24 protein-coding genes are annotated in these 24,735 nt (G+C 66.9%); 10 read left to right on the top strand and 14 right to left on the bottom strand.

Going from position 1 to position 24,735, the window contains the following annotated elements; genetic code table 11:
- Positions 1 to 61: 61 nt before the first annotated feature.
- Positions 62 to 832 carry an alpha/beta fold hydrolase gene (locus ACFU5V_RS38220; RefSeq protein ID WP_378435035.1) on the bottom strand — a complete coding sequence of 257 codons (771 nt, stop codon included), beginning with the start codon at positions 830 to 832 and terminating at the stop codon, positions 62 to 64.
- A gap of 350 nt (positions 833 to 1,182) precedes the next feature.
- Between ACFU5V_RS38220 and ACFU5V_RS38215 the strand changes: the two genes are divergently transcribed.
- The 3 genes from ACFU5V_RS38215 to ACFU5V_RS38205 all read left to right on the top strand — a co-directional run bounded on the left by ACFU5V_RS38215 (position 1,183) and on the right by ACFU5V_RS38205 (position 3,711).
- The gene (locus tag ACFU5V_RS38215) at positions 1,183 to 1,488 is read left to right on the top strand and encodes a hypothetical protein (RefSeq protein WP_378706043.1); all 306 of its coding nucleotides are present in this window, start codon (positions 1,183 to 1,185) and stop codon (positions 1,486 to 1,488) included.
- A gap of 131 nt (positions 1,489 to 1,619) precedes the next feature.
- Positions 1,620 to 2,816, top strand: a complete 1,197-nt coding sequence (locus ACFU5V_RS38210) for a hypothetical protein (RefSeq protein ID WP_378706041.1) — start codon at positions 1,620 to 1,622, stop codon at positions 2,814 to 2,816.
- A gap of 178 nt (positions 2,817 to 2,994) precedes the next feature.
- A complete protein-coding gene (locus ACFU5V_RS38205; protein ID WP_378706039.1) occupies positions 2,995 to 3,711 on the top strand; it encodes a DUF3105 domain-containing protein in 717 nt (238 codons plus the stop codon).
- 218 nt (positions 3,712 to 3,929) lie between these two features.
- On the opposite strand, the gene ACFU5V_RS38200 is transcribed toward ACFU5V_RS38205, so the two are convergent.
- Positions 3,930 to 4,895: a nucleoside hydrolase gene (locus tag ACFU5V_RS38200; RefSeq protein ID WP_378706037.1), complete on the bottom strand. Its 966-nt coding sequence runs from the start codon at positions 4,893 to 4,895 to the stop codon at positions 3,930 to 3,932.
- Positions 4,896 to 4,992: 97 nt separating this feature from the next.
- On the bottom strand, positions 4,993 to 5,358 hold the full coding sequence (locus ACFU5V_RS38195; protein ID WP_378706035.1) for a peroxiredoxin: 366 nt from the start codon (positions 5,356 to 5,358) through the stop codon (positions 4,993 to 4,995).
- 73 nt (positions 5,359 to 5,431) lie between these two features.
- Here ACFU5V_RS38195 and ACFU5V_RS38190 point away from each other — a divergent pair, with 73 nt between their 5' ends.
- Complete coding sequence (locus ACFU5V_RS38190) at positions 5,432 to 6,373, top strand: poly-gamma-glutamate hydrolase family protein (protein ID WP_378706033.1); 942 nt, start codon at positions 5,432 to 5,434, stop codon at positions 6,371 to 6,373.
- 35 nt (positions 6,374 to 6,408) lie between these two features.
- On the opposite strand, the gene ACFU5V_RS38185 is transcribed toward ACFU5V_RS38190, so the two are convergent.
- From ACFU5V_RS38185 to ACFU5V_RS38165, 5 genes are all read right to left on the bottom strand, one after another.
- The gene (locus tag ACFU5V_RS38185; protein ID WP_378706031.1) at positions 6,409 to 7,686 is read right to left on the bottom strand and encodes a serine/threonine-protein kinase; all 1,278 of its coding nucleotides are present in this window, start codon (positions 7,684 to 7,686) and stop codon (positions 6,409 to 6,411) included.
- Positions 7,687 to 7,816: 130 nt separating this feature from the next.
- A complete protein-coding gene (locus tag ACFU5V_RS38180) occupies positions 7,817 to 8,311 on the bottom strand; it encodes a hypothetical protein (protein WP_378706029.1) in 495 nt (164 codons plus the stop codon).
- A gap of 99 nt (positions 8,312 to 8,410) precedes the next feature.
- A complete protein-coding gene (locus tag ACFU5V_RS38175) occupies positions 8,411 to 8,800 on the bottom strand; it encodes a hypothetical protein (RefSeq protein WP_378435020.1) in 390 nt (129 codons plus the stop codon).
- A gap of 134 nt (positions 8,801 to 8,934) precedes the next feature.
- Positions 8,935 to 11,991 (bottom strand): DUF1668 domain-containing protein, encoded by a 3,057-nt coding sequence (locus ACFU5V_RS38170; RefSeq protein WP_378706027.1) that lies wholly within the window; start codon positions 11,989 to 11,991, stop codon positions 8,935 to 8,937.
- Between the two features lie 270 nt (positions 11,992 to 12,261).
- Positions 12,262 to 13,668 (bottom strand): diguanylate cyclase domain-containing protein, encoded by a 1,407-nt coding sequence (locus ACFU5V_RS38165; RefSeq protein WP_378706025.1) that lies wholly within the window; start codon positions 13,666 to 13,668, stop codon positions 12,262 to 12,264.
- Positions 13,669 to 13,856: 188 nt separating this feature from the next.
- Here ACFU5V_RS38165 and ACFU5V_RS38160 point away from each other — a divergent pair, with 188 nt between their 5' ends.
- The gene (locus ACFU5V_RS38160) at positions 13,857 to 14,339 is read left to right on the top strand and encodes a hypothetical protein (RefSeq protein WP_192581970.1); all 483 of its coding nucleotides are present in this window, start codon (positions 13,857 to 13,859) and stop codon (positions 14,337 to 14,339) included.
- A gap of 126 nt (positions 14,340 to 14,465) precedes the next feature.
- Here ACFU5V_RS38160 and ACFU5V_RS38155 read toward each other — a convergent pair whose 3' ends face one another.
- On the bottom strand, positions 14,466 to 15,743 hold the full coding sequence (locus ACFU5V_RS38155; RefSeq protein WP_378706023.1) for a sensor histidine kinase: 1,278 nt from the start codon (positions 15,741 to 15,743) through the stop codon (positions 14,466 to 14,468).
- A gap of 243 nt (positions 15,744 to 15,986) precedes the next feature.
- Between ACFU5V_RS38155 and ACFU5V_RS38150 the strand changes: the two genes are divergently transcribed.
- Together ACFU5V_RS38150 and ACFU5V_RS38145 are read left to right on the top strand one after the other, a co-directional pair.
- Positions 15,987 to 16,901, top strand: a complete 915-nt coding sequence (locus tag ACFU5V_RS38150) for a hypothetical protein (RefSeq protein WP_378706021.1) — start codon at positions 15,987 to 15,989, stop codon at positions 16,899 to 16,901.
- A 73-nt stretch (positions 16,902 to 16,974) separates the two neighbouring features.
- A complete protein-coding gene (locus tag ACFU5V_RS38145) occupies positions 16,975 to 17,292 on the top strand; it encodes a hypothetical protein (protein WP_378706018.1) in 318 nt (105 codons plus the stop codon).
- Positions 17,293 to 17,330: 38 nt separating this feature from the next.
- Here the strand turns inward: ACFU5V_RS38145 and ACFU5V_RS38140 are convergent, their stop codons facing one another.
- On the bottom strand, positions 17,331 to 18,245 hold the full coding sequence (locus ACFU5V_RS38140) for an exodeoxyribonuclease III (RefSeq protein WP_378441687.1): 915 nt from the start codon (positions 18,243 to 18,245) through the stop codon (positions 17,331 to 17,333).
- Between the two features lie 157 nt (positions 18,246 to 18,402).
- On the opposite strand from ACFU5V_RS38140, the gene ACFU5V_RS38135 reads away from it, so the two are divergent.
- The 3 genes from ACFU5V_RS38135 to ACFU5V_RS38125 all read left to right on the top strand — a co-directional run bounded on the left by ACFU5V_RS38135 (position 18,403) and on the right by ACFU5V_RS38125 (position 22,063).
- Positions 18,403 to 19,962 carry an LVIVD repeat-containing protein gene (locus ACFU5V_RS38135; RefSeq protein ID WP_378706015.1) on the top strand — a complete coding sequence of 520 codons (1,560 nt, stop codon included), beginning with the start codon at positions 18,403 to 18,405 and terminating at the stop codon, positions 19,960 to 19,962.
- A complete protein-coding gene (locus ACFU5V_RS38130) occupies positions 19,952 to 20,605 on the top strand; it encodes a DUF305 domain-containing protein (RefSeq protein ID WP_378441691.1) in 654 nt (217 codons plus the stop codon). The genes ACFU5V_RS38135 and ACFU5V_RS38130 overlap by 11 nt, the downstream gene beginning before the upstream one ends.
- A gap of 267 nt (positions 20,606 to 20,872) precedes the next feature.
- Positions 20,873 to 22,063: an acyl-CoA dehydrogenase family protein gene (locus ACFU5V_RS38125; RefSeq protein WP_378706013.1), complete on the top strand. Its 1,191-nt coding sequence runs from the start codon at positions 20,873 to 20,875 to the stop codon at positions 22,061 to 22,063.
- Between the two features lie 137 nt (positions 22,064 to 22,200).
- Here the strand turns inward: ACFU5V_RS38125 and ACFU5V_RS38120 are convergent, their stop codons facing one another.
- The 4 genes from ACFU5V_RS38120 to ACFU5V_RS38105 all read right to left on the bottom strand — a co-directional run bounded on the left by ACFU5V_RS38120 (position 22,201) and on the right by ACFU5V_RS38105 (position 24,643).
- Entirely contained in the window at positions 22,201 to 22,530 is a 330-nt protein-coding gene (locus tag ACFU5V_RS38120) for a VOC family protein (RefSeq protein ID WP_124393719.1), read from the bottom strand.
- An 81-nt stretch (positions 22,531 to 22,611) separates the two neighbouring features.
- Positions 22,612 to 23,337 (bottom strand): thioesterase II family protein, encoded by a 726-nt coding sequence (locus ACFU5V_RS38115; protein ID WP_378706011.1) that lies wholly within the window; start codon positions 23,335 to 23,337, stop codon positions 22,612 to 22,614.
- 150 nt (positions 23,338 to 23,487) lie between these two features.
- Positions 23,488 to 23,868, bottom strand: coding sequence for a VOC family protein (locus ACFU5V_RS38110; protein ID WP_378706111.1), 381 nt, complete (start codon positions 23,866 to 23,868; stop codon positions 23,488 to 23,490).
- Between the two features lie 16 nt (positions 23,869 to 23,884).
- Positions 23,885 to 24,643 carry an ArsR family transcriptional regulator gene (locus tag ACFU5V_RS38105; RefSeq protein ID WP_378706009.1) on the bottom strand — a complete coding sequence of 253 codons (759 nt, stop codon included), beginning with the start codon at positions 24,641 to 24,643 and terminating at the stop codon, positions 23,885 to 23,887.
- Between the last annotated feature and the right edge of the window lie 92 nt (positions 24,644 to 24,735).

Below are 24,735 nucleotides of genomic sequence, written 5' to 3'. Positions count from 1 at the left end.
CACCGTGTCGTCGTCGGCCGAGCAACCATCGGAGCGGGACCGGGGACGAAGGACGCCGGCGTCACCGAGCACCGGGCCCCGCAGCGGCGCCTACCTGCCTGACCAGGTCCCGGATCTCCTGCGCGACGAGATGGGGTTCGACCAGCGGAATGTAGTGATGACGGTTCTCCGAATAGACGTGCCGTCCGGACGGCGAGAGTTCCGCGGTTCGGCGGTGCGCGGCGCCGAGGAAATCGCGATCGCGATCCTTCTCGGGTGGGATCCTGTTCGACGAGATCGTGGTGAGCGAGACGTCGGGTATATGGGGGCCACTGTCGTGAAGCGCGGTGAAACTTTCGCGGAAGGCTCGCCACTCGGCCCGCGCCGCGCGGACGGAGTTCATCGTCGATCCCTCGTCGATCGCTTCCTGCAGCGCCGCACCCTGCAGGAAGCGGTAGTAGGACTTCCCCAGCAGCGGGCGAAGAAGTTTCAACCGAGCCAGAATCACCTGCGAACCGTACAGCACCGAAGCACCTCGCATGGCTGCCATCATCCGCTCGGGTTTGCAGATCTCCGACACTTCGTCGACCAGAGCGACGGCCTTGATCGTGTCCGGTCGACGATTCGCCGCCACGCGTACCACCGGGCCGCCGTAGCTGTGTCCCACAACGACGCAGGGGCGGTCGACGGTGGCGTCGAGGACGGCCAGGTGGTCGTCGAGTATCCGATCGAAATCGCGTCCGGCCTCGTCGGGGTCGCTGAGTCCGTGCCCCGCGCGGTCGTACACGATGGTGTGTGCAAACTCGGCAACCAGTGGTTGAACAAGTGACCAGGTCGATCGGCTCTTCCCCATTCCAGCCTCGAAGAACACCGACACCGACCCATCTCCGGCAGTGCAGTAATGCAACCGACGATCGGCGACGAGAACAAAGCTGGACTTACTGTCAACAGGCATGGTGGAACGGCCCTTCGGTCGGGCGCTGTGCGGCAGCGACGTGTCACGCCTCGAAATACACCGCTACGCGCCTATTTTCCTGCTCGGTGGTCTCTCGGAAGTTGGCACAGTTACTGATTCGAACTGATCCACCATACCGAGCATCGAAATTCGACTCGCCATCACCATCGGCAGTGATGACAGACGGAAGGGGCGGGGGCGGGAATCGATGGATCTCCAATACCTGAGGTCGGTTACCGAGCGAGCTCATGAACTGGAATCTTGCACTACGCCTTGAAAATTGGACTCGGACCTTCCGGCCAGCACACCGCACCCACCTGACCACCCTCGACGCGCAACCGCGCGAGCACGGGGCCGGTTTGCAGGTGCTCGAACAAGGCATCGAGGCTGCCACTGCCGAGGGTCGAACCGAGGTCCCGATGCCCGCTGCGACACTGCCACTCAAAACCATTGCTGTAATTGCCAACCCGTGGACCCCGTGGTCGACACAGCCTGTACCGTATGCGGCGGCCGTCCGGTCCGCGCCGGAGTTTGATCTGCCTGAACACATCTGAGCGGGTCACGTTCGGAAAGATCGTCCCGGTACGGCACACTTCGACGGAAGCTGGTGGAATCAGGATTCGGTGGAGTGATGACTGGACACGCGCGTGCTTGGCATCATCACCGTGAAGAGAGGGCTCAAGGCATGGCCGTGCAAGCATCCATCGACCTCGTCGGGGTGAACGTCGTCAAGTCGGTGTTCTCCATCGATGGCAAACACTTCACCGTGCAGACATCGGCCAACGTTTCGCTGGATCGGAGCGGAACGCCATGGCTGCCCCCGGGAGTCGTGGTGGCGATGACGACCGAGCAGGACTTGGAGCTCGACGCCCCCGTCGATCCTGCCGCATTGTCCGGTGCCGAGCAGGCGCGTGACCTACTGCACTCGTGGTACCCGCAACTCCACACCCCGAGCGTCGTCGCGCCCGTCATGTCGACAAGCGATCGTGAGGGCGGCGGCGTCGGATGCTTCTTCAGTGGCGGCCTCGACGCCTTCTACTCCGTTCTGAAGAATCGAGCCGAGATCACACATCTCATCCTGGTGCACGGATTCGACATCGATCCTCGTCGCCCGAAGCCGTACGAACGAATATCGGCAGGTGCGCGCGAAGTTGCTGCCGAGATGGGGGTAGAGCTGATCGAGATTCGTACCGACCTCCAGTTTCTCCACACCAGACACGGAAACAACTGGGGTAGCACCGCACATGGCGCTGCGCTCGCACATGTGGCGCTCCTTCTCTCACCCCACCTGCGCAAGGTGATCGTGGCCGCGTCCGGGTCCTACGACACGGGAAACATGACCCCGCACGGGAGTCATCCGGACCTCGATCCGCTGTGGTCGAGCGGAAGCCTCGAGATCGTTCAGGACGGTACGGAGGCCAACCGGATCGGCAAGGCCGAGGCCATCAAGAACAGCGATCTGGCGATGCGCCACCTGCGCGTGTGCAATCTGAACTGGGACGGCGACTACAACTGCGGGAAGTGCGAAAAGTGCATCCGCACAATGATCAACCTGTACATCGCCGGAGGACTGGAACGGTGTGAGACGCTTCCCCATACGATCCCGATCGAGAGAATGAACCGCATGCACGTCACGTCGGGGGCTTTCCCCTTCGCGAAGGAGAACCTCGACGCGATGCGCGCCCGGGGAATCCACGACGCCGAGCTGGAGGCCGCTCTGCAACGCATTCTCGACCGCACTCCCCGCGAGCAGCGAATGATGAAGTACCGGTGGTTGCTCCTGGAAGTTGCGCCGCGCGTGCCGCGCGTCTTGATCGGCCTCCTGGTTCAGCGTCTCCGGACAAGTCGCGCTGATCGATCTTTGCGCTCTGCGCAGCGTTGACCGTGCGCGAAGCAGCATGATCGCGCTGTCAGGAATACCCCGAGCAAGACGAGCCGCATCCCGAGACCATCACGCAGCTGATGGACGTCGTGCGACCGGACCCCACCGCACCCGTCCACTACCATCCTTCGCAGATGGGACGCGCGGTCCGGGCGCCCGGTGAGACGAAGGATCGGCAATGACGAACGACCGCAGCGAGCCGCAATCCCGACCGAAGCCGAGCGGGCCGCGGCGACTGCCCTGGCTGGTTGCCGCCGCAGTGGCGGTGGTGGGCGTTGTCTCCGTCGGTGCGTACGTGCTGCCCGCCGGATCCGACGATGCCGGCGAAGCCCACGACTTCGCACCCAGCGCGGACAATCCCGACCCGTCACTGGCAATCGAGGGGATCGTCACCGTCGACTATGGGCCCGCCGATCATGTGCAGGCACCGCAACGAGTGGCCTACGACCAGAGTCCGCCGTTCGGTGGTGCACACGATCAGTACTGGGCTACGTGCACCGAAGTTGTCTATCCCGAAGCGATCCGCACCGAGAACGCCGTGCATTCCCTCGAGCACGGGGCCGTGTGGGTGACCTACGACCCGGATCGTGTGAGCGCCGACGACATCAGCGCACTGGCGGCGCACGTCGACGGCGAACCGTACACCCTGATGTCGCCGTACCCGGGTCTCGGTTCGGCGGTGTCGCTGCAGTCGTGGGGTCACCAACTCCGACTCGACGATGTCCACGACCAGCGGATCGCCGACTTCCTCATAGCTCTGCGACAGAACCCGAACACGTACCCGGAGCCCGGAGCGACCTGCTCGACGGTGCCCGGCGGATTCGACCCCGCGGATCCGCCGCCGTTCGATCCGACCGAACCGGGTCCGGATGCGGTTCCGGTGAACGGCAAATAGCGCAGAAATTTTCTGCCGAGAATGTCGGCGATCGTGTCGATATCGCGCGTGCTCGTTCGACTCATTGACAGAAGCACAATGAGGAGGTGAGCGCGATGTTGTCGGCACATCTGTTGTCCGGTCTGACCAGTGACGAGGTCGATCTGATCGTTGCGGAGGAACTGCATCTGCTCGATGCCACCGCATGAGCGGCAGCATCCGGCTCGGCGCGCGTACCGTCAGTCGCTCGGGAGGATATCTGCGTCGAGTGTGGCGGCGATCCGGTCTCCGGTCGAGCGGTAGTCGACGTCGGTCACGAAACGGTGCACCGGCCCCCGTGCCGGAGTGACACCCCAGATGCTCGACCGCCCGTCCATCCGACGCACCCGGGGTTGGGCGTCGGTGGCGGACAGCACGACCGTCGGGTCGAGCATCACGGCGGCGGCGACGGAATCGTGTGCGGTGTAGATCGGGTCCTCGGCGCCGTAGCTGCTGGTGCAATGCCGGTGGTAGTCGTCTGTGATGTCGCGGACGAAGGCCGCGACCTTCCCGGGGGCGGAGCGAGCGACCAGGTCGGCCCAGGCCAGTCGGAGTCGGCCGGTGACGTTCATTCCGACCCACGTGATCGGCCCCGACGCCGCCGAGACGATCGCGGCCGCGGCCGGATCGTGGTTGGTGTTCGTGTCGCCTTTGCCGAGGAACTGCGGTTGCACCGCCGCCTCGGCGGTTCTCCGCGACGCGGGTCCCATGCCGCCCATGATGATGACGGACCGGAACCGCGTCAGGATCAGTGGGTCGAGGGTGACGGCGGCAGCAATGTTGGCCAACGGTCCCAGGCACAACAGGTCCACCGTCCCCGGCCGGTCTCGCGCGACACGGAGAAGTTGCTCGACGGCGGAACCTGATGCCGGACCGATGCCCGGCGGTGGTCGATGGCCGCAGTCGCCGAGTCCGTCGAGCCCGTGCGCGGACGGCATTGCGGGCGGTGGCCCGGGACGAGGCCGTCCGATGCACACCGGGACGTCGCGGAGACCGGCGACGGACAGGACGGTGAGAGCGTTCGACGCGGCCTGCTGTTCGGTGCAGTTGCCGAATATGCTTCCGACACCCACCATCTCGGCACCGGGATCGTGCGCAATGACGAGCAGGGCGAGGGCATCGTCGACGCCTGTGTCGCTGTCGACGAGTACGTGGCGATCCGTCACTGCCCGTCCCGCCCCTCGTGATCCCCGATCGGATCGGGCTCGAATACCCTCGTGCGCAGTGTAACCGAGTCAGTTGCGGTCGCCGCGAAAAGTCGTTTCAGTAACTGAACGTGACCGCCCCTTCGTCACCGATCCATTTCCACATCGGAACCGTCCCGGCGAGTTCGGCATTGGATACCAGCGCGTCCTTGTCGAGGTGCTTGGCCTCGAAGCAGATCGGACACACCATGTACGTGCCGCCTGCGCTCTCGAATCGTGCAGCCAGTTCGGGAAGCGGCGGGCAACCCTCGCACGCGATGCCCTGGATCGTGCCGTCGAGCGCGAGCCGTACCGCTTCCTTCGTGAGAAACATCAGCGTCTGGCGCTGTTGTTCTGCCGCGCCGACCGCGACCAGAAACGCAACCGTCACCTTCTCGGCGTCCTCGAGACCGGTGGTGAGACTGACCACTGCTTTATTAGTCATGGATTCGAGTCTTCGCCGCGCGACAACTGCCGACAAGGGCCCGAGAGGACAGTATCGCGCCTAATCTGAGGAGGTGTTCGAACAGCGTCCGTTACAGCGGATTTCGATGCGGCGTAATGGTGAAGGTGGGGTCGCCGTTTCCCTCGACGTCGGCCGAAGCCACGCCACCAGCGCGAACGTCACCGAGCATGCCGGGATTCACCCGCATCTGCTGACCTGGATCGGAGCCGAGCCCCGTCAGCAGGCGCGGATCCGTCACCGGGGAACGACCGCATTGTTCACACTGATTCCGGACGCCGGTGTAGCAGGGATCGACACCGTGCGGGTAACGGAAAGTGGATGCCGTCGGATCGGCGCCGAACCCGGACAGGCGGTGGTTCTCGACCTTCGGTGTATCGCCCCCACGATGTCCGAGGCCGAGGCCGAAGTCCAGGGTGAATTCATCGAGCGACTCGAAGACGACGGGCACCATCAGCGCCTCGTAGTGCTCGCGCCGCACGGCGGCGCCATCGAAAGCCACACGGATCGGCAGGCCGAGCAGGTTTACGCGTCACTCGGATCGCACGATTCGACGCTGTGGGCGTGCAAAGGGTGGCGACCGGCAGGCAATGCATATCGGGCATGGCACATTTCCTCGGGCGATCTGAGCGTGCACAGCTTCCCTCTTCTGGGCTCCCTGGGTGCACGGCGATTCCGATGGGCGGTGTCGTTCCACGGCTACAGAGGCCCCGACGTCCTCATCGGAGGCCGTGCACCCGCACTGCTCAAGTCGGATGTCCGCAACGCAGTCGCGAGGGCACTTCACGGCAGCGGAGTCCGGGTTCGCATAGCCGATCCCGGGGAACGCTACAGCGGCGAATCCGCGTCCAACCTGGTCAACCGCCTGACCGTCGACGCTGCGGGCGGAATCCAGATCGAACAGTCCCGACCCGCGCGGAAGCTGTACGGAGATGCTGTCGCTGCCGCTGTCAGCGAGGTCTGCAAGTCTTGGATCGCCGCCGACGCCCGTCGGTGATCGCGCCTGCGTTCGCCGACGTCAACAGTGGGATCTCACGTGCCCGGCGCCCAGCACGGCCCATCCGGGGGCGGCGTGTGCTCGTAGCCCGGATAGCACGGCAGCACTTGCGGAGCGGGCGCCGGCGCGGGGGCGGGCGAAGGTGCCGGTGCCGGTACCGGCCGCGAGCCGGGCGGGAGACACGGTCCGTCCGGAGGCGGGGTGTGCTCGTAACCGGGGTAGCAGGGCAGTACCTGCGGAGCGGGCGCCGGTGCCGGTGCGGGCGCAGGTGCGGGTGCGGGTGCCGGTGCGGGTGCCGGCAGTACCAGCGGTGATTGGGGCGCCGGAGTTGCCGATGGCGGGACCTCGTCCTGGACTGGAGCCTCCGCAGCCGGGGGCACCTGCTCGGCGGCCGTCGGGTTCGTCGCGGCGGTGGGTGACGTGGCGGGTGCCGGCTCGGCCGCGCTGGAGGCCGGCACAGGCAGCACGACATCGGGCGAGGACGATTGCGAACCGATGATCACGCCCCCGACGATCGCGACGACGCTGATCGCGGCAACTGCAAGCCCTGCGAGCAGGAGACGGCGGTTGCGGTCGTTCGGAGGGACCGCGGGACTGGGGTCCGCGGCAGGTTGCGGACCTGTCGCCGCGGCACGAGCAGCAGCCGCGGCCAGGTCGCTCGGTGACCGATAGCGCCGCCCGGGATCGGCTGCCGTTCCACGTGCGATCACGGCTTGCATGCCGACGGGCAGCGTCGAGAACTTCGACGACGGCAACTCCCGGCCGTTCGACGCGAACTGCCCGCCGGTGAGGCACTCGTACAACACGGTGCTCAGGCCGGGAACTCCCCCCACTGCGCCCGGGGCTGTGGGAAGCCCGACATCCGTGAGCTGGACCAGCCCCCCGTCCTGCACGACGACGTGTGCCGACGTCACTTCCCGATCGACCAGCCCCGCGGCGTGCACGGCCTCCAGCGCCGACGCCATCTGCTCGACCACGCCGACCGCACGCGAGGCCTCCATCGGTCCGCCCGACTGGAGGATCGTCCGCAGGTTCGTCCCCCCGGTCATCGGAGTTGCGAGGTAGAGCCGGTTCCCGATCTGCCCGAAGTCGTGGATCGGAACCACGTGCGGGTTCCGGATGTGCGCCGCAACACCGGCGTCGCGTACGAATCGTTCGCTGTATTCGTCGTCCTCGGCCGCGTCCCGCGGCAACGCCCGCACCGCGACGTGCCGAGCGGTGACGGTGTCGAATGCCGCCCACACCTCGCCGTTCTCGTCCACCGACAGCGACCGGTCCAGCCGGTATCTGCCGAATAGCGCTCCACTTTGCATTGCCACTCTCCGCCGATCGAAATTGCCGCGTCTGCGGGACTGTGCACCTGGGACGGGCGACGCATCGGAGAGGCGCCCGCCTCCACCGGAATTCTAGGCGGTGGCGGCCGACGGCTCTCGGTGGAGACGATCAGGGCACGTCGAAGGTGCCGAAGCCCGGAAGCAGCGCCTGTGGATACTCGGCCGGGGCCACCGTGCCGACGACGATTCTCCCGCTGCCGGTGGCCACATCGATCTCGGGGCGAGGCAAATCGGTCGACCCGGCGGTTCCGATCGGGATCGTGGCCGCGCCGGTCGCCCCGGTGTTCACGTTCAGCCAGTGCACCCGCACAGCATTCGCCCGCATGGCGTTGCCCGGTCCGGGAATGCACGTGTCCGCACTGATGGGATTCAACACGTAACACTCGCTCACGGTGCGAAACCGCACGACTCCGGGAACCCGACCCGTGACTGCGTCGACGGTGAAGTAGGCGGCGAGAAACGGGCTCGTCCCGATGGGTGGGACCTGCAGAGTCGTCACGCTGTCCGACGCATCCGCAGGCGCCGCGACGGCAACCCCCTGCCCGCCCGCCGTGATCATTGCTGCGATACCGATTGCGGCGAGAATCTTTCCTGCCCCACGCATCCGCACTCCCCCTACCTGCGCCGAGCCGTTCAGTGTGAAGGGCCCTTCCCGCATCCTAGGGGCCGCACGAGTGTCGCCGGATCGGAAGTTGCCGGATCGTCAGGCATGGACGCCGGCGCGGTCGAGTTGAGAGACGCGCTGCGGGCTCAGGTCGAGGATGACCCCGATGTCACGCACCGAGAGACCCGATCGCCGCAGATGCGCCACCGCGGCCCGCGAGGCCCGCGCTGCGCACTCCTGTGCGTGGGCGGCGGACTCGACCTGCCAGTGGGCGGCTCGGGCCTCCATGAGCGCCGCCGAATCTCCGATTTCGTAGTCCAGTTCCACCTCGACGTCCTCGGCCCGCACACCCTGGACCAGATGCACGGCCTCCGCCACGATGGCGGACACCTGATCGAGCCGCCTCGCCCGGGTGAGCTCGCCTTCGACTCCCGGAACCTCCACCACCCACGATCCGCCGCGACGGGTGGCCGTCGCCGTCACCTTCATCACGAACCTCCCGGCTCGTAGCCTGTGTGAGAATTCGCCCTCCCGACCACAAGTCTAGTCCCCCTCTACTGCGCACAACGGCACGCACGGAAGACATTCAGGGTGCGCAACTGCCGGACGACAACCCGTCGCTTTCACCAGAAATCGAGTGCGTGCGCGGTCGCCGTGGACTCGGCGTGTGTCGGCCGGAGTGCACCACCGATGGCGTAGACGGTGTGCCCGACCGTCGCGACGGACATCCCGTGAGCTCCGGTGGGCATGGGCGGCAACGCCGACCAGGTCCCCGAGGCGATGTCGTAAGCCTCCACCGTGGACAGCACGCGGGTCGGCTGTTCACCACCGACTGCGACGATGCGGCCGTCGATGAACGCTGCCCCCAGTCCACCCCGAGGCGTGGGCATGCCGGGTAACGTCGCCCACGCTCCGGTAGCCGGATCGAACCGTTCGACCGCAGCGGTGTTCTGATCCGACGCCAGATCGCGCCCACCGATCGCGTAGAAGTACTGTCCGTCCGACACTCCGGCCAGATGCTCCCGTGGCGTCGGCATGTCCGCGACGGTCGTCCACTTCGTTCCGTCGAACACCTCGGTCGACGTCACCAAGTCGCCATCCGCCTGTCCCCCGGTGACCACGAGCGTGTCGCCCACCACGGCCGCGGCACCGGCGGCCCGCGGGACGTTCAGCGGTGGCAGGTCCACCCAGTCGCCGTCCCGCAACGCCAGCACCCGGTCCGACGTCGTACCGGTGAGGTTCGGCCCTTCCGGCACCCAGCCCCCGAGGACCACCAACTCGCCGCCGTACTCGACGGCCATCGCATGATTGAGCGGGACCGGAAGGTCGGGGCCTGCTTTCCAGGTGTCGATGGCCGGGTCGTTGCCCTCGACCTTCGGGGTCGACCCCGCGTTGTCGAGGCCCCCGAGCACCCAGATGGTCCCGTCCGCGACGGCCGTCGCGGTCTGCTGGCGGGCAATCGGCGCGTCCCGCAGCGGACGCCACGCCGGTGCCCATTGGGTTTTGCGTGGTGCGATCTGCAGCGCCTCGGACACCGCTGTCGATTCGGCGTGAGTGGGTTTGATGCCGCCGCCGACCGCGTACACCGTGTCGCCGACCGCGCCGACCGCCATCCCATGCCGAGGCGTGCGCAGAGCGGGCAGTTGCGACCACGTCCCTGCGACCACGTCGTAGGCCTCGACCGTGGACAGCACCCGGGTCGGTTCTTCACCGCCGACTGCGACGATGCGGCCGTCGACGAACGTCGCCCCGAGCCCGCCGCGGGCGGTGGGCATGCCGGGCAGCGTCGCCCACGTCCCCGCAGCCGGATCGTACCGTTCGACCGCAGCGGTGTTCTGATCCGATGCCAGGTCACGCCCACCGATCGCGTAGAAGTATTTCCCGTCCGACACCCCGGCCAGATGCTCACGAGGCGTCGGCATGTTCGGGACCGTCGTCCACTTCGTTCCGTCGAACACCTCGGTCGACGCCACCAGTGCGCCGTCCGACTGTCCCCCGGCGACCACGAGCGTGTCGCCCACCACGGCCGCGGCACCGGCGGCCCGCGGGACGTTCAGCGGTGGCAGGTCGACCCACCGCCCGTCGCGCATGGCCATCACCCGAGCGGACGCGACCGCTGTCAGGTTCTGGCCTTTCGCCTGCCAACCACCGATCACTACGGGCTCGTCGTTGTAGGTGACGGCCATCGCGTGATTGAGCGGGACGGGGAGGTCGGGGCCGGCCTTCCAGGTGTCGATGGCCGGGTCGTAGCCCTCCTGCCGGGCGGAGACGCCGTTGTCGTCCAGTCCTCCGAAGACCCAGAGAGTCCCGTCCGCGACCGTCGTCGCCGTCTGCTGGCGGGCGACTCGGGCGTCGCCGACCGGTCGCCACGCCGCGGTCGGGTCGACTGCCGGCGGCTCACCCGCTTTCTGGGCGGTCGGTCCCGCGGCGCCCGGTCCGATTGCCTCCCTGTACACCAGGTAACCACCACCGGCCAGCACCATCGTCACCACGAGTGCGAGCACGGTCAGGATTCCACGCCGGCGGGTGCGGGCCTGCCGACCGCTGTCCGGCACCCCCGGCGGCCAGGGCGGCGGACCCGTCGGCGGCCATAACGGCCCCGAGGGGTGCGAGGGGTGCGAGGGGTGCGAGGGGTGCGACTCCGGCTGGATCTGCTCGGTCGGGGCGAAGAAGCGACGCTGACCGTCCGAATCCTCGAACCGAATCTGGCGGTAGCCGCCGGCATCCGCCGCCGACGGATGTGCCTCGGCCGGCTGGGCGGGCTCCAGCGGTGCCAGCGCCATGGCGTCCGAACGCAACCCGATGTGCCGCTGGGCGGCTTGGAGTTCGTGTCCGAACTCCTCGGCGGAGGCCGGCCGAGCGAACGGATTCGTCGCCATCGCCCTCTCGATGACGGCGCACACCCCGTCCGGGATACCTCGAGCGCGCAGGTCCGGCACCGTTTGGGTACTGATCCTCACGAATTGCGCCACGAGTTCCTCACCGGTCTTCCGCTCGAACGCCGCCCGCCCCGCGATCAGCGAAAAGATCGTGGCGCCCAGACCGTAGACGTCCGAACGCGCGGTCGGTGATTCGCCGTTGAGGACTTCCGGCGCGGTGAACGCCAGTGACCCGGTGAACCCGCCGGTGGCGGTTTCGTAACCGCCGGCGATGTGCGCAATACCGAAATCGGTCAACTGTGGCTCGCCGTAGTCGGTGAGCAGGATGTTCGCGGGTTTGATGTCGCGATGGAGGGTGCCGGTGCGGTGCGCCGTCTCCAGGGCACCCGACAATTTCACCCCGATGCTGATCGCCTCCGGCCAGGGCAACGGACCTTCCCGTCGTATCTGCACCGCCAGCGAGTCGCGCGGGTGGTAGTGCATCACGATGTACGGACGCCCGGTCTGGGTCACGCCGACCTGCAGGATGTTGACGATGTTCGGGTGGCCGGAGAGCCCACCCATCGCGTACCCCTCCCGCAGGAAACGCTCGCGGTTCTCGGAGTCGAGGTCCGACGTCAGGACCTTGATTGCGACCATCCGACCGAGCGAACGCTGCAGGCAGCGGTACACGACACCGAACCCACCCCGGCCGACCTCCTCGGCACCCGCGAACCCGGCAGCGTCCAACTCTGCCACGATGCCGTGGCCGGCTGCGCGGATCGACGCCGCCTGGGTCGCGTCTGGGTCGAAATCTGCCATCGAGCGCCTCGGTTCCGTCCGATATCCGCGCCGGCGCGTTCACCGCCACAGACGCGAATATCCTTCTGCCACAAGGGCGAAACGCGGATTCCACTCGCCGGACATCGACGGGAGCCGCCCTGTCCAGCAAGTATTCGACGCACCCCGCAGCACGTCAAGATGACAGTTTCCCCACCCCAGGGTGCCTAGCGGTGGCCACGATTTCGTGTCGTGTCGGCAGCACGGCACCGATCGGGGCCCGTTGCCCCACTGGAAGGTGCCGTCGTAGAACTAGAAGGTGCCGTCGTAGAGCGCGTACCCGCCTGCTCCCGCAGCCTTCGCACGATACATCGCCGAATCCGCCCGCCGAACGAGCTCTTCACGAGTGCACTCCGGGTCGGACAGTGCAACACCGATACTGGCACTGATCGGCCACTCGAGCGAGCGCGACCGATTCAGGTCGGCGAAGCTACCGGCAATCCGGGCGGCGATCGCGACCGCCTCCGGCGCGCCCGCGACGTGCTCACAGACGACCACGAATTCGTCACCGCCGAGGCGGGCAACGGTATCGCCCGGGCGTACCGCCGACCGCAGATGCCTGGCGAGCACGATGAGCGCGTCGTCGCCGACCGCGTGACCGAGGCTGTCGTTGACAGTCTTGAAGTCGTCGAGATCCACCAGCAGCAGCGCCACGCGCGGGCCACCCCGCGGCGCCGCGTCCAGGGCCTCGTCGAGCCGGCGGCGAGCCAGCGTGCGGTTCGGCAGTCCCGTCAGCGGGTCGTGCAAGCTCTGGTGCACCAGCGCGGCCTCGGCCTCGATACGGCGGATCGCCGCGGAGAGCACGGCTGTCACCGAACGCAAGAAGGTCAGGTCCCGCTCGGTGTAGTCACGGGGACGACGACTGTGCGCCGTCAACACACCCCACACCGCTTCGGAGCCGAACGGAACGCACACCCCGCTCTGCAACCCGCGCCCGCTCATCCCCGCCGTGGAGAACCGGGATTCGTGGACCCGATCGCTGCACACGATCACCGCCCCTGTGGCAGCGGCGTACCCGGGCTGCGATCCAGGCCCCGGCGAGAACGTCTTCGGACCGGGCTCGGGACCGCGGTAGGCGAGCACCGTGAGTTCGCCGTCGTCGGCCACCCGCGCGATCGACGAACAGTGCACACCCATCAGCGCGGCCGCCGCCCCGGCCGCCGCCGTGAGCAGTTCGTCGAGGTCTGCGCCGACGGCGAGTTGGCTCAGGTCAGCGATCGCCTGCTGCTCCCGGGCCCGGTACGCGGACTCCCCCAGTGCGCGCTGCAGGCGTTGCTCGTCGTGTTCGGCGCCGCGGCGATCCTGGGCGATCGACCCGATCACCGACGGCCCGGTCGCCGTGTATTCGAGCACGAACGTCGAAATCAGCATCGGGATCGGCTCACCCGTGACGAAATGGCGAAACTCGGTCAACCCGGTCCACTCTCCCCGATCGGCCAGAGCCGACTCCACGTCACGCGCCTGCACGAGGCCGACGTCGGTGAACAGCTCCGCGGTCGTCCTCGAGTACGCATGCACGGCATCACCGAATCCGAGGACGCCGACACCCGCGGGATTGACGTACACGATCCGACCGGACACGAATTCGGACACGAACACCAACGCCGGACTGTGTTCGAGGACCGCGAGCAGCATCCGCGAATCCGGCAGCGATTCCATGGACACTCCCTCCGCTGCGAACCTTCCGTCCTGCACCCGCCTCGACCTCCATCCACGATAAGCGTTCCCGGAAGTGACGCCTCGGGCGTCGTGACGCCATTGTGCCGCGCCTGCCGTCTCGAGTCGCGTCCCACGCGCGCGGGCGTGGGACGTTGATTCCGCCTCGATGTAGGGGCACCATCGTGGGCATGCGCAGAGCGCGTTGGCCGGCATTCGCGCCGCCGACAGCCAGTGGGACCGCAGTGCACGGTCCCACCATTCTCGCGTCCGGAACTCACCTCACCCTCGACCTCCTCGGCATTGTCGCGTTCTCGTCGGGAATCCACGTCCGTCTCGCGTTGACCGCCACGGGGCGGACCGCCGAACGGGCACACCACGAGACACGGGTGCTGTCCGATCCGGCGGATCCCGACACCCAGTGGTCGTACCTCTCGGTGCTGCTGCAGTTGGGGTCTGTCGTGGGCGTTGCCGACCCCTATCTGCCACGGTCCGGCTCACCCCGGAAATGGGGTGGAGTGCCCGCCTACCGCACGGAGCCGAACTACTGGCTCGGCACGTGCACGCGCCCGCACGACATCATGATCTCGGCGGGGTGGCCGGAGATCGGCCTGGGGCCGACCTGTCTGACTGCACTCCTGGAACCGAGCCCGTCGACCGTCACCTCCGACTGACGCAAGGTCCAAACTCACCCATTCGTAGTGGTTGCGGCTAGCGTCGGAACCTCGGTCTGCAGACCGGCGTGGCTGCGACGGTGCTCGTGAAGTCCACCGAGGTGATGCTCGGCGTCGACTGACGGACTAGTGCGCCGAGATCGTGAGGGAATCGGATGCGGTCACCACCTCGAAGGGCATCTCGATACGGGCAGCCGTCCCCGAACGTGGTCCCGGGCGGACGGAGAAGCTGCCCCCGGCCGCGACGACGCGGAGTTCGTGCGACGTCAGTCCGATGTGCCCTCGGCCGAGACTGCGGTCGATCGCCTCACGGGAGATGCCGCACCCGTCATCGGTGACGTCGAGGACCGCATGCTCACCGGTCCGCGACAGCTCGACCCGCACGGTGCGGGCTCCCGCGTGCTTGACCACGTTGCTGAGCAATTCACGTGCCGCGCTGAACAGCACGTCGTCGGCCGACGTGCGCAAGTCGTCGTCCCATTCCGCCGTCTGGAGATCCACGTCGAAACCGCCACGCGCCTGGGCGGACCGGACGATGTCGCCGAGAGCGCGGGCAAGTCCGACGCGGTCGAGCACCGTGGGATGGAGTTCCGAGACGGTGGCCCTCAGCAGCGACGCGGATTCGGTGAGTGCGTGGGTGATGCGGTCGACGGCCTCCGGATCGGCGCCGCCGGAGAGGTCGTCGAGATCCATCTTCGCGGCCAGGACGAATTGCAGCGCCCCGTCGTGGAGTTGCTCGGACAACGCGCGTCGTTCGCGCTGCTCGAGACCCATCAACTCCGCGAGCAGAGCGGTGCGGTCGTGGACGAGGTGACCGATGGTGAGCACCCTGGATCGTTGAATTCTGCTGAGCACGACTGCACCCGCCGAGAGGATTGCGAGTGCCATCGTGCTGAGCAGGATGGACGACCACGGTTCCTCGTTGGACGCCATCGTGGCCCAGCTGGCGGCGAGAAACACCAGGACGGTGGGCACGACCACGGAGGCGCAGACCCCCGGGCGAAGCTGAGTGCACGCCAGTAACGGGATCACGAACAGTCCGTTGGTCAAGATGTCTGCGGTCCAACTCTGTTGTGCCGCAATTCCGGTCAGTAACGTGAGGCTACCGATGACCGCGAGGTCCACGAACAGCGCGAGCCACATCGCGTTGACCGGGCCGGGACCGCCTCGACGGGTCCACAGCGCGAGCCCGACGGTCCAGAACGCGTAGCCGGTCAGGGTCGCCAGGCAGACATTCGCGTCGTTCACGGGAGGGACGAACACCAGCGTCAACGCAATGAAGAGCACCAGCACACCACGAAGCGCGAGTTGCAGGTACGCGCCGCGATACGCGTGCTCGAGGACGATGCGTTCGAGATCCGGGCTGCCGCCGAGATCCGCGGGCACTACCGATGACTCAGCCATGGAACGGCCTCCTCGGCCGGGCGACTCCGACAGGAAGATCCGGGCACGTCAACTACTGGACCTGCGACAATGCCCCAGCATTCTAGCATCGCAGGATGGGGATCCGCGGGATCGGCGGACCACGTCCGCTCGCCCCACCAGCGGTGTTCGGGGCCGATCCGTCGATGCGACACGACACTCCCGCATTCGTGGGAACATCTCAGGCGATCGGTCCCGGAGACCGAACGGAAAGGGGTGTCACGCATGACCAGGATTCGGCGGCGGTCCGCGGTGGCCTTGGCCTCGATCGCCGGTGCCTCGTCTCTTCTTCTCGCGGCCTGCGCCCAGGATGCGTCGTCGACCGACGGCACCGAGTCCGTCGCACCGAGCGCCGCCGGCGAGACACCGACAGCCGAGCCGGCGGTCAACGGCGTCGATGCGAAGCAGTACGCATCGACCGACCCGGCGGGCGACGCATACGGCTTCGTCACGCCGTCGGGAAAATGGTTGTGCGCGATCATTCCCGCGAAGAAGCTCGCCGGGTGCGCTTCGCATCCCACCGCGGGGCCTCTGGGCGTCCCGGGAACCCCGCAGATCGCGTCGCCGGACGGCGCCCCTCCCGCCGAAGCCGACCTCATCGCGGTCGAGGCGGGGAAGGAGCCGAACTTCCAGAACTGGAACGAGGCACTCTTTCCCGGCAACGCCAACGTGCTCCCCTACGACACGACGCTCGCGATCGACGGATTCAGTTGCAATGTGCAGTTCTCGGGAGTCTCGTGCCGGGAGGATGCGACGGGAAAGGGCTTCACCGTCGCCACGAGCGGGTACACGCTCGAGTTCACACCGCTGCCGGTGAGCGTTCCCAGCGCGAGCCCACCGCCGATCGCGCCCACCGCCGCGCCTCTCCCCCAGCAGGCTCGCGGGTCGAATCAGTGTGGCCCCGTTACCTACCCGGAGACCGGAAAGCCTGCGACCGTGGTCATCGTGAAAGGCACACTCCGCTGCGACGAGGCGCACGCGATGCTCACGAAGTACTTCACCGGGCGCGACAAGAGTGAACCGGTGTACAGCTTCGACGGGTGGGAATGCCGCCTCGCGGGAGACCCGGAATCGGCGGAGATCGGCTACATGATCAACTGCACCGACGGCAACGGGAACACCGTCGTCGCACAGCCGTAGAAGCCTGTGAGCGCCCATCGCCGATGCCGATGAAGTCCCGCGAGAGTTGTCGCCCGATGTCTACGCTGGCGCCATGCACCCACCGAATGACCAGGCCGGTACCTGGGAAGGTTCGTGGCTCGCGGCGATGACGGTGATCAAGAGCGCTCAGCGTGTTTTCACACCGGAGAACCGCCCGCCTTCCGAGCTCATCCCGCTCGTCGAACCCCTGAGCCGGCTGAGTGATGCGCTTCGGGCCACACCGCCCGACCCCGAGGTGTCGCGGCGTCGCGCGGCCGACCTGGTGGCCGATCGAGAGCTGATCACCTGGGCATGCCGGCCGGACCAGCCCGGCGAGATCCGGGAATTCGGGTTCGCCTTGGCCTTCCTGTCCGTGAAGCTGACCGCCTGAACCTCCGTCCTCACGGCGAACGAGCTGACCGACGCAGGTCAGAAGTCGTAATCGACGACGACCGGCGCGTGATCGCTCATCCGGCGATCCGCGGCCGAGTCCCGGTCGGTGCCGGCCGTGACCGCCGCCCGCGCCAGTTGCGGCGTCGCGAGGTGGTAGTCGATGCGCCAGCCGACGTCGTTCACGAACGACTCGCCCAGCCACGACCACCACGAATACGGACCGTCCACGTCCGGATGGTGGCTCCGGACGACGTCGACGAGGGTGCGCGGCGACAGGATGGAGTCGAACCACTCACGCTCCTCCGGCAGATAGCCCTCCGCCTGATTGCTGCGCCGCCAGTTCCGCACGTCGTAACGGGTGTGCGCAATGTTGAGGTCACCCATCAACAGCAGTTCCCTCCCCCGTCCGCGAGCCGTGCGGCGCGCGCGGGTCAGCTGGCGCGCGAACGCGGAGAGAAAGCGCATCTTGCGGTGGTAGCGGACACCCCCGTCGGGCGCCTCCCGCATCCGTCCGGGCTTCTGGAGATGGGCGGGCAGTCCGCCCTTCGGCAGGTACATCGAGACGACGGTGATCGGCGCCCCGGCGAGGTCGACCTCGATGTACCGACCGTGGTTCGCGAACTCCCCCAGACCCCGGGCCAACGGCTGCGGATCCAGTTCGACTCGCTCGATGTGCGTTTCACCCGGTGCCTGCACCAGCGCGGTGCCGCTCCACGTCCGAACCGCGGCGGGCGCGCGTCGAGTGAGGATCGCGACACCGTTGCGGCCGGCGAACTCGCCCTCGTCGTATGCGACGTGATACCGGCCGAACACCCCCGGCGGGATGGCGGCGGCGCGAGCGCGGACCTCTTGCAGTGCGACGACGTCGGGTTCACGCCGGCCCAGCCACTCCTCGAATCCGCGCCGCTGCGCCGCGCGGATCCCGTTGATGTTGAAGGTCGCGATTCGCACGGGACACAGTGTAGGGATGCGTCCCACTCCGCCCCCTCCCGCGGGGCCGACGCCCGCCGGCGTGCGGGTTTCGCGGAGTTGGCCGATTTGTGTGTGAACTCGAGTACTGATTGCTAGCGTTCGCGTAGTCGAGCCCACAGTCCGGGGGGAGTTCGTGATGCGGATCGCCAGAATGCGGCGAGGTGTGGCTACCTCAGCCCTTGCGGTGTCGGTCGTCCTCGGGGTCGCGACGAGCCCCGCACCCGCAGTCGCGTCGGCCGAGACGTACTTCTTCGACGACGTCGGATCGACGGCCGTCCCGCGGGCCGACTGCGGCCCCGGTTCGTTGCCGGAGACGGGTATGCAGGGCGACGTTCCGGCAGAAGACCGCAACAGCGGACGAAGCACCCAGGGTTATCGATGCAACATGTCGCTGATCGGGGGCCTGCAGGATCGCGGTGGTGGCCTGCTGTCGGTGACTTACGACCACTGCTCCTACACCAGCACGTTCTTCCCGGGGAACCTGCTCGATCCCGACACGCCGGGCGTGCAGGTGCTCGACGTGTCGAACCCCGCGCAGCCGGTGGTGTCCACGACCCTGAACGAACCCGCGATGCTGGGCGGCACCTGGGAGAGTTTGAAGGTCAACAAGGCACGCAAGTTGCTCGCCGCCACCGCGGTCCCGGCCGCCGCAGGCACCGGCTACTTCTCCGTCTACGATATTTCCGACTGCGCCCACCCCCGGTTGCTGAACCGCGGTCCCGGAACCGACGTCACCATGCCGCTGCCGTTCATCTCACACGAAGGCGGCTTCTCCCCCGATGGCAACACCTACTGGGTGTCCGGACCCGCCCCGGGTTTCCTCACCGCCATCGACCTCAGAAATCCGGTCGAGCCACGGATCACCTGGCAGGGGCTTCACGGACTCGGCGGGCACGGTTTCGGCATCACCCCCGACGGGAACCGGATGTACCTGTCCAACCTCGGTGGGATCACCGTCCTCGACATCAGCGCGGTGCAACGCGGCGACCCGTATCCCACCGTCCCGCAACTCGCCACGTATCTGTGGACCGACGGGTTCTTCAACCAGCACAGCATTCCGGTCACGTACGAGGGCAAGCCCTACATCTTCACCGTCGACGAAACCGGCGGCGGCGGGATCAAGGTCTTCGACGTCGCCGACCCGGCACACGCCGACATCGTGCAGAAGATCAAGCTCGAGATCCAGCTTCCCGCCAGCACTGCCGCGAACCTTCGGTCCTCGCAAGGCGGCTCGGTCTTCTCCTACGATCCGCACTACTGCGTGGTCGACCGCCCCACGGACCCGACCGCACTCGCGTGTTCCTGGGAATCGTCCGGGATCCGTGTGTTCGACATCCGCGACCTGGACGGCATCCGGGAGATCGCCTATTACAACCCGCCGGCACAGACCGGCAAGAATCTCCAGTTGACCAATTCACCACACGCCCTGTCGTCGCTGATCGGTGTGTCCCTCTTCGATTTCGTTCCGCTCGCCCGCGCCGTCTTCGAGGGCAAGACCGATCCGCGGATCGCGTTCGGCCCACGCGCAGGAATGGTGGCGTTCGGCGACCTGTCCGCGGATTGGTGCTTCTCGCCACCGGAGTTCCACGGCAACCAGATCTGGACCTCGTGCAGCGACAACGGTTTCATGGCGCTGCAGTTGGACGACTCCGTCTATCAAGCACCGGCGAATCAGGCTCCGACCTATGGGCAGTGATACGCGGCGCGTGCAGTTCCGTCGTCCCATCGTTCTGTTGCTGTGCGCCGTGCTGCTCGGTGCCGGCGGGATCGCGGCCGGAATGTGGCTGCAGTTCGCGCGCGACACCGGCGCCGTCGGGGTTCAGCTGTCCCCGGCCGACATCGGTTTCGCACAGGACATGTCGGTACACCACGAGCAGGCGGTGCTGATAGCCCAGACACTGCCACGGGACGTCGACCCGCAGATCCGGGTCATCGCTGACCAGATCGTCGTCGCGCAGACTTCCGAGATCGCGACGATGCGGGGCTGGCTCAACCTTTTCGACGAACCCTTCAGCACAGCGCGTCCGATGCAGTGGATGCACGGTTCCGATCACGTCATGGGCGAACAGGGCGGCGCACCGATGCCGGGAGTGGCGAGCACCAGCGAGATCACCCGGCTCGCCGGCCTGCGCGGAGCAGACGCCGAGGCACTGTTCCTGCAGCTCATGATCCGGCACCACCAGGGAGGCGTCGACATGGCGGAGGCAGCTATCCATGTGGTCGCCTCGGAACCGATCCGCCGCGTCGCACGCGGAATGATCCGCGATCAGAGCAACGAGATCGCGGTGATGACAGCACTACTCGGCGCCAGGGACGCGAAAACACTCCCCCACCCCTAGTCCGATCCGCTCGATCATGGTGGCAGGTCAGCCGAGGGACTGCCGGGAGGTGGAGCCGGATTCCCCAGTCCCCGTGGCACCTCCTGCCGGGCCGACTCCACCGACGTTTTGTACGGCCACATTCCCTCACGAGTGGCGCTCCTGTCAATCGTGGCCTTCTCAGATGTGCGATGTTGCTTGCAGTAGAGAGAATGACAGCATTGCCGACGGGGTCTAGATTTGGCCGCACAAATAGATGTAGCCTTGCGCAAAACCGAAGGAGCCTTCATGACGCATCGGCCGTCGCAGCCGCGGACAGATTCACCGCGGTATCTCACCGAGGACCGTCTGGCGATCCGGGACCTGGCACGCGAGTTCGCGATGACGCAGGTGCTGCCGGTCGCGAACGAGTTGGATCCGGTGCAGGGCACCATCCCGGACACGTTGAAGAAGGCGATGGCCGAGGTCGGGTTCTTCGGGATCATGATCCCGGAGGAGCACGGTGGTCTCGGGTTGGGGGTGTTCGAGTACTGCCTGGTCGCGGAGGAGTTGTCGCGGGCGTGGATGAGCGTGTCCGGGCTGCTGGCCCGCGGCAACGGGATGGGCGGCGGCTTCACCGCGGAGCAGGAGGCGGCGCTGCTGCCGAAGGTCGCGCGGGGTGAGTATCTGGGGGCGTACGCGTTGTCGGAGGCCGAGGCCGGATCGGATGTGGCGAACATTTCCTGCCGCGCGACCCGCGACGGCGACGAGTGGGTGGTCAGTGGCACGAAGATGTGGTGCACGTACGCCGACGAGGCTGATTATCTGGTGTTGTTCGCGCGCACCGATCCGAACAAGGATCCGGCGAAGCCGCACCGGGGGATCAGCGCGTTCCTGATCGACAAGCAGCGCGGTGGGTTCCCGGCGGGGATCAGCGGGACGAAGATCCGCAAGATCGGGTACTTCGGGTGGAGTACCTGGGAGTTGTCGTTCGACAATTTCCGAGTCCCGGCGACCGCGATGCTCGGGGAGGAGGGCAAGGGTTTCTACCTGGCGGTGTCCGGGTTGGAGGTGGGGCGGGCGCATACCGCGGCGCGGGCGATCGGGTTGGCGCGGGGCGCGTTGGAGGATTCGATCGCGTATCTGCACACGCGCCGGCAGTTCGGGCGCGAGTTGGCGGATTTTCAGCATCTGCGGTTCAAGGTTGCGGCGATGGCCGCCGATATCGAGGCGGCGCGGCAGTTGATGTATGCGGTGGCCACCGATATCGATACCGGTCGGCGGTGTTCGCTGGAGGCGTCGATGTGCAAGTTGGTGGCGACGGAGATGGCGGAGCGGGTGACCAGTGAGGCGGTGCAGATCCACGGCGGCGCCGGGTACACCACCGATTTCCAGGTGGAGCGGCACTGGCGGGATGCCCGGTTGACGAAGATCTTCGAGGGCACCAGCGAGATCCAGATGCGGATCATCTCCGACGAACTGCTGGGCACCGCAAGGTAATTGCCTGGATTCACGGCCCGCGTCGAAGCCGGTTGAACGACTGTCGCATCCACCGGCCACTTCCCGCGTCGCACGTGATCAGGCCGACACGGGCCGGGACCCGCCGAACATGGCGTGGGTCCCGGCCACACCGACTGCTACTTGCCGCGCAGACCGATCGGGTTGCCGTCTGCGTCGGCAAGCACGCACACCCGCGCCTCCGGCGCGACCTGGCGCGGAGCGCTGCGCTCGGTCGCACCCGCTGCGAGCAGGGTCGCACGGGCCGCATCGAGATCCTCGACATCGGCGAAGGCCACCGGTCCCCCGCCCTCTTCGCCCGGGTTGAGGGCGACCTCGAAGCCGTCGACGTTGTATCCGACGTAGTAGGGCTGGTCGGTGTGCGGTTCGCCGAGCAGCGCGGTGTAGACGGCCTTCGCGGCATCCAGATCGGACACCGGAATCACCAGGCTGCGGATCGTGGCACTCATACTTGTCTCCTCAGGGTCCGGCGGTCACATCGGTAACCGCTCGGTGTCCACGCTAGGGGCAGCCCGGGGACCGGCGCTTCTTTATTCCTGATCAGTCCGCGGCATGTTTCGTCCGGTGCCGTCGAACCGCGAGCCGACCAGTGAAGCGACCTCGTCCGCGTGCTCATCGAGATAGAAGTGGCCGCCGGAGAATTCACAGGTCTCGAAGGATCCGGACGTGAATTCGCTCCAGAGCCGGATGTCGGTGTCCGTCACCGACGGGTCGGAATCGCCGCGAAGAGCAACGATCGGGCATGACACGTCCTGTCCGGCCTTGTACCGATACGTCTCGACGGCCTTGTAATCGTTACGCACGCTCGGTAGGACCATCTCTGCCAGGTCTGGGTTCTCGACCAGAACCTGCACCACATTCGACTCCGGACCGCCGAGCCGGCGCATGTCGTCGAGCAAGGCCCGATCGCTTGCCAAGTGCAGCGTTGTCGGCTGGACGACACTCGGTGCCGTTCGGCCGGAGACGAACAAGGCGGCGAGCGCGTGACCTCGTTGCTCGAACCGCCGCGCCGCCTCGAACGCGACCGTGGCACCCATGCTGTGACCGAAGACCGCGAGGGGCCTGCCCGCATGCGGAGTCGACTCGCGCACAACCCGCTCGGCAATCGCGCCGATGTCGGGCATCATCGCCTCGCCGAGGCGATCCTGGCGACCCGGATACTGCACCGCCAGCAACTCGATCCGCGGGAAAAGCGCGTCGGCCAACTGTCGATAGGCACTCGCGGTGCCACCACCGTGCGGAAAGCACAGCAACATTCCGGATGCGCTCGGGGAGGGTCGGAAACACCTGATCCACATCTTCTCTCACCACTCCCCGTTGTCGAGACGACGGTGGGACGGTGTTCACAGTAGCGCGTCTCGTGGTCGATCGGCGAGCGGTGCCGGGCAGCCGATGTCCCCGGCTCCTCAGATTGCGGGCTGGAAGAGTTCGATCAGATTGCCGGCCGGGTCGGCGATCAGGATCTGACGCCCACCCGGACCGGCGACCACATCGCTGCGGAACGCGACGCCGGCATCACGCAGGCGGGCCGCTTCGGCGTCGAGGTCGCCGACGATGAGGTGAATACGGTTTCGGCCCGCACCGGCGTTGTCGACCGGGGTTGCGCGAGCCCCCGAACTGGCCGGGCCCGACAGCAAGAGCCTCAGCGAGCCGCGTATCACGTCGGCGAAGGCCGGGGCAGGATTTGTGTGCAGAGTGAAGCCGAGGTGGCTGGTGTAGAAGTCGATGGCTGCGGACACATCGTCGACCAGGTAGCGGACGCTGACGTAGTCGTCGCGTGGGGTCATCATCGCAAGCTCCTTTTCACTTTTCGGTGGTGAGGTTCGGCATCAGGTACCGGATGCGGGTGTCGATGTCGGCGGCGGTCGCCTGGAAGGCCGGGTACGTGTCCTCGTCGGTGCCGCCTGCTTCCGACGGGTCAGGGATGCTCCAGTGGATCCAGTGCGTGCCCTCACCGAACTCCGGACAGACTTCACGGGCCTTGTCGCACAAGGTGATTACGGTGTCGAACCGCTGGCCTTCGAGTGCGTCGACGTGGCGGGGATCCTGACCGGAGATGTCGATCCCGAACTGTTCTCGCAGCACCCGCATCGCATTCGGGTGCATTATCGGCCTAGGGCGGGTGCCGGCACTGCGTGCTTCGACTCGGCCGTCGGTGCGCTGCAGCAGCAGAGCTTCCGCGATCACGGAACGGGCACTGTTACCGGTGCACACGAACAGCACCGACGCAGGTGCCTGCGAATCGAACTGCGGGGCGGTGGGAATCAACCCGAGCGCCGGGTGCAGCGCGGCGCCCGCGCCGGTCAGCATTTCGGCACAGCAGTCCAGATCCAAGTGGTAGTAGCTGTCGCGGCCGTCGAAGCTGCTGCGGGTAGCCCTCACCAGCCCGCCGTCGCGCAGCAGGCGCAGATGGTAAGAGATCAGATTCTGCGACTCACCCAGCAAAGTCACCATCTCCCGAACCCGGTAGTCGCCGCCGGACAGCGCCGCCAACAGCTGCCACCGCAACGGATGAGCAGCCAGCTGCACGAACGACGGGACTGGTTGACGCACCAACACCACAACACCAGGCTACCACCAGATACATCAAATGAGTTTGATGTATCTGGTGGGAGTCCTCGAGCTTCGGAAATGTCGAGACCGAATGCCTCGCG

This window comes from Rhodococcus sp. NPDC057529 (assembly GCF_042802055.1).
Taxonomy (GTDB): domain Bacteria; phylum Actinomycetota; class Actinomycetes; order Mycobacteriales; family Mycobacteriaceae; genus Rhodococcus_F.
This window is presented reverse-complemented; position numbering and strand designations above follow the sequence as displayed.

What these genes read in the sequence shown, in the direction of transcription:
- ACFU5V_RS38220 (WP_378435035.1), bottom strand. Translation starts at nt 832, where the DNA reads ATGGGGAAGAGCCGATCGACCTGGTCACTTGTTCAACCACTGGTTGCC.
- ACFU5V_RS38215 (WP_378706043.1), top strand. Translation starts at nt 1,183, where the DNA reads ATGAACTGGAATCTTGCACTACGCCTTGAAAATTGGACTCGGACCTTC.
- ACFU5V_RS38210 (WP_378706041.1), top strand. Translation starts at nt 1,620, where the DNA reads ATGGCCGTGCAAGCATCCATCGACCTCGTCGGGGTGAACGTCGTCAAG.
- ACFU5V_RS38205 (WP_378706039.1), top strand. Translation starts at nt 2,995, where the DNA reads ATGACGAACGACCGCAGCGAGCCGCAATCCCGACCGAAGCCGAGCGGG.
- ACFU5V_RS38195 (WP_378706035.1), bottom strand. Translation starts at nt 5,358, where the DNA reads ATGACTAATAAAGCAGTGGTCAGTCTCACCACCGGTCTCGAGGACGCC.
- ACFU5V_RS38185 (WP_378706031.1), bottom strand. Translation starts at nt 7,686, where the DNA reads ATGCAAAGTGGAGCGCTATTCGGCAGATACCGGCTGGACCGGTCGCTG.
- ACFU5V_RS38180 (WP_378706029.1), bottom strand. Translation starts at nt 8,311, where the DNA reads ATGCGTGGGGCAGGAAAGATTCTCGCCGCAATCGGTATCGCAGCAATG.
- ACFU5V_RS38175 (WP_378435020.1), bottom strand. Translation starts at nt 8,800, where the DNA reads ATGAAGGTGACGGCGACGGCCACCCGTCGCGGCGGATCGTGGGTGGTG.
- ACFU5V_RS38170 (WP_378706027.1), bottom strand. Translation starts at nt 11,991, where the DNA reads ATGGCAGATTTCGACCCAGACGCGACCCAGGCGGCGTCGATCCGCGCA.
- ACFU5V_RS38165 (WP_378706025.1), bottom strand. Translation starts at nt 13,668, where the DNA reads ATGGAATCGCTGCCGGATTCGCGGATGCTGCTCGCGGTCCTCGAACAC.
- ACFU5V_RS38160 (WP_192581970.1), top strand. Translation starts at nt 13,857, where the DNA reads ATGCGCAGAGCGCGTTGGCCGGCATTCGCGCCGCCGACAGCCAGTGGG.
- ACFU5V_RS38155 (WP_378706023.1), bottom strand. Translation starts at nt 15,743, where the DNA reads ATGGCTGAGTCATCGGTAGTGCCCGCGGATCTCGGCGGCAGCCCGGAT.
- ACFU5V_RS38150 (WP_378706021.1), top strand. Translation starts at nt 15,987, where the DNA reads ATGACCAGGATTCGGCGGCGGTCCGCGGTGGCCTTGGCCTCGATCGCC.
- ACFU5V_RS38145 (WP_378706018.1), top strand. Translation starts at nt 16,975, where the DNA reads ATGCACCCACCGAATGACCAGGCCGGTACCTGGGAAGGTTCGTGGCTC.
- ACFU5V_RS38135 (WP_378706015.1), top strand. Translation starts at nt 18,403, where the DNA reads ATGCGGATCGCCAGAATGCGGCGAGGTGTGGCTACCTCAGCCCTTGCG.
- ACFU5V_RS38130 (WP_378441691.1), top strand. Translation starts at nt 19,952, where the DNA reads ATGGGCAGTGATACGCGGCGCGTGCAGTTCCGTCGTCCCATCGTTCTG.
- ACFU5V_RS38125 (WP_378706013.1), top strand. Translation starts at nt 20,873, where the DNA reads ATGACGCATCGGCCGTCGCAGCCGCGGACAGATTCACCGCGGTATCTC.
- ACFU5V_RS38120 (WP_124393719.1), bottom strand. Translation starts at nt 22,530, where the DNA reads ATGAGTGCCACGATCCGCAGCCTGGTGATTCCGGTGTCCGATCTGGAT.
- ACFU5V_RS38115 (WP_378706011.1), bottom strand. Translation starts at nt 23,337, where the DNA reads ATGTTGCTGTGCTTTCCGCACGGTGGTGGCACCGCGAGTGCCTATCGA.
- ACFU5V_RS38110 (WP_378706111.1), bottom strand. Translation starts at nt 23,868, where the DNA reads ATGACCCCACGCGACGACTACGTCAGCGTCCGCTACCTGGTCGACGAT.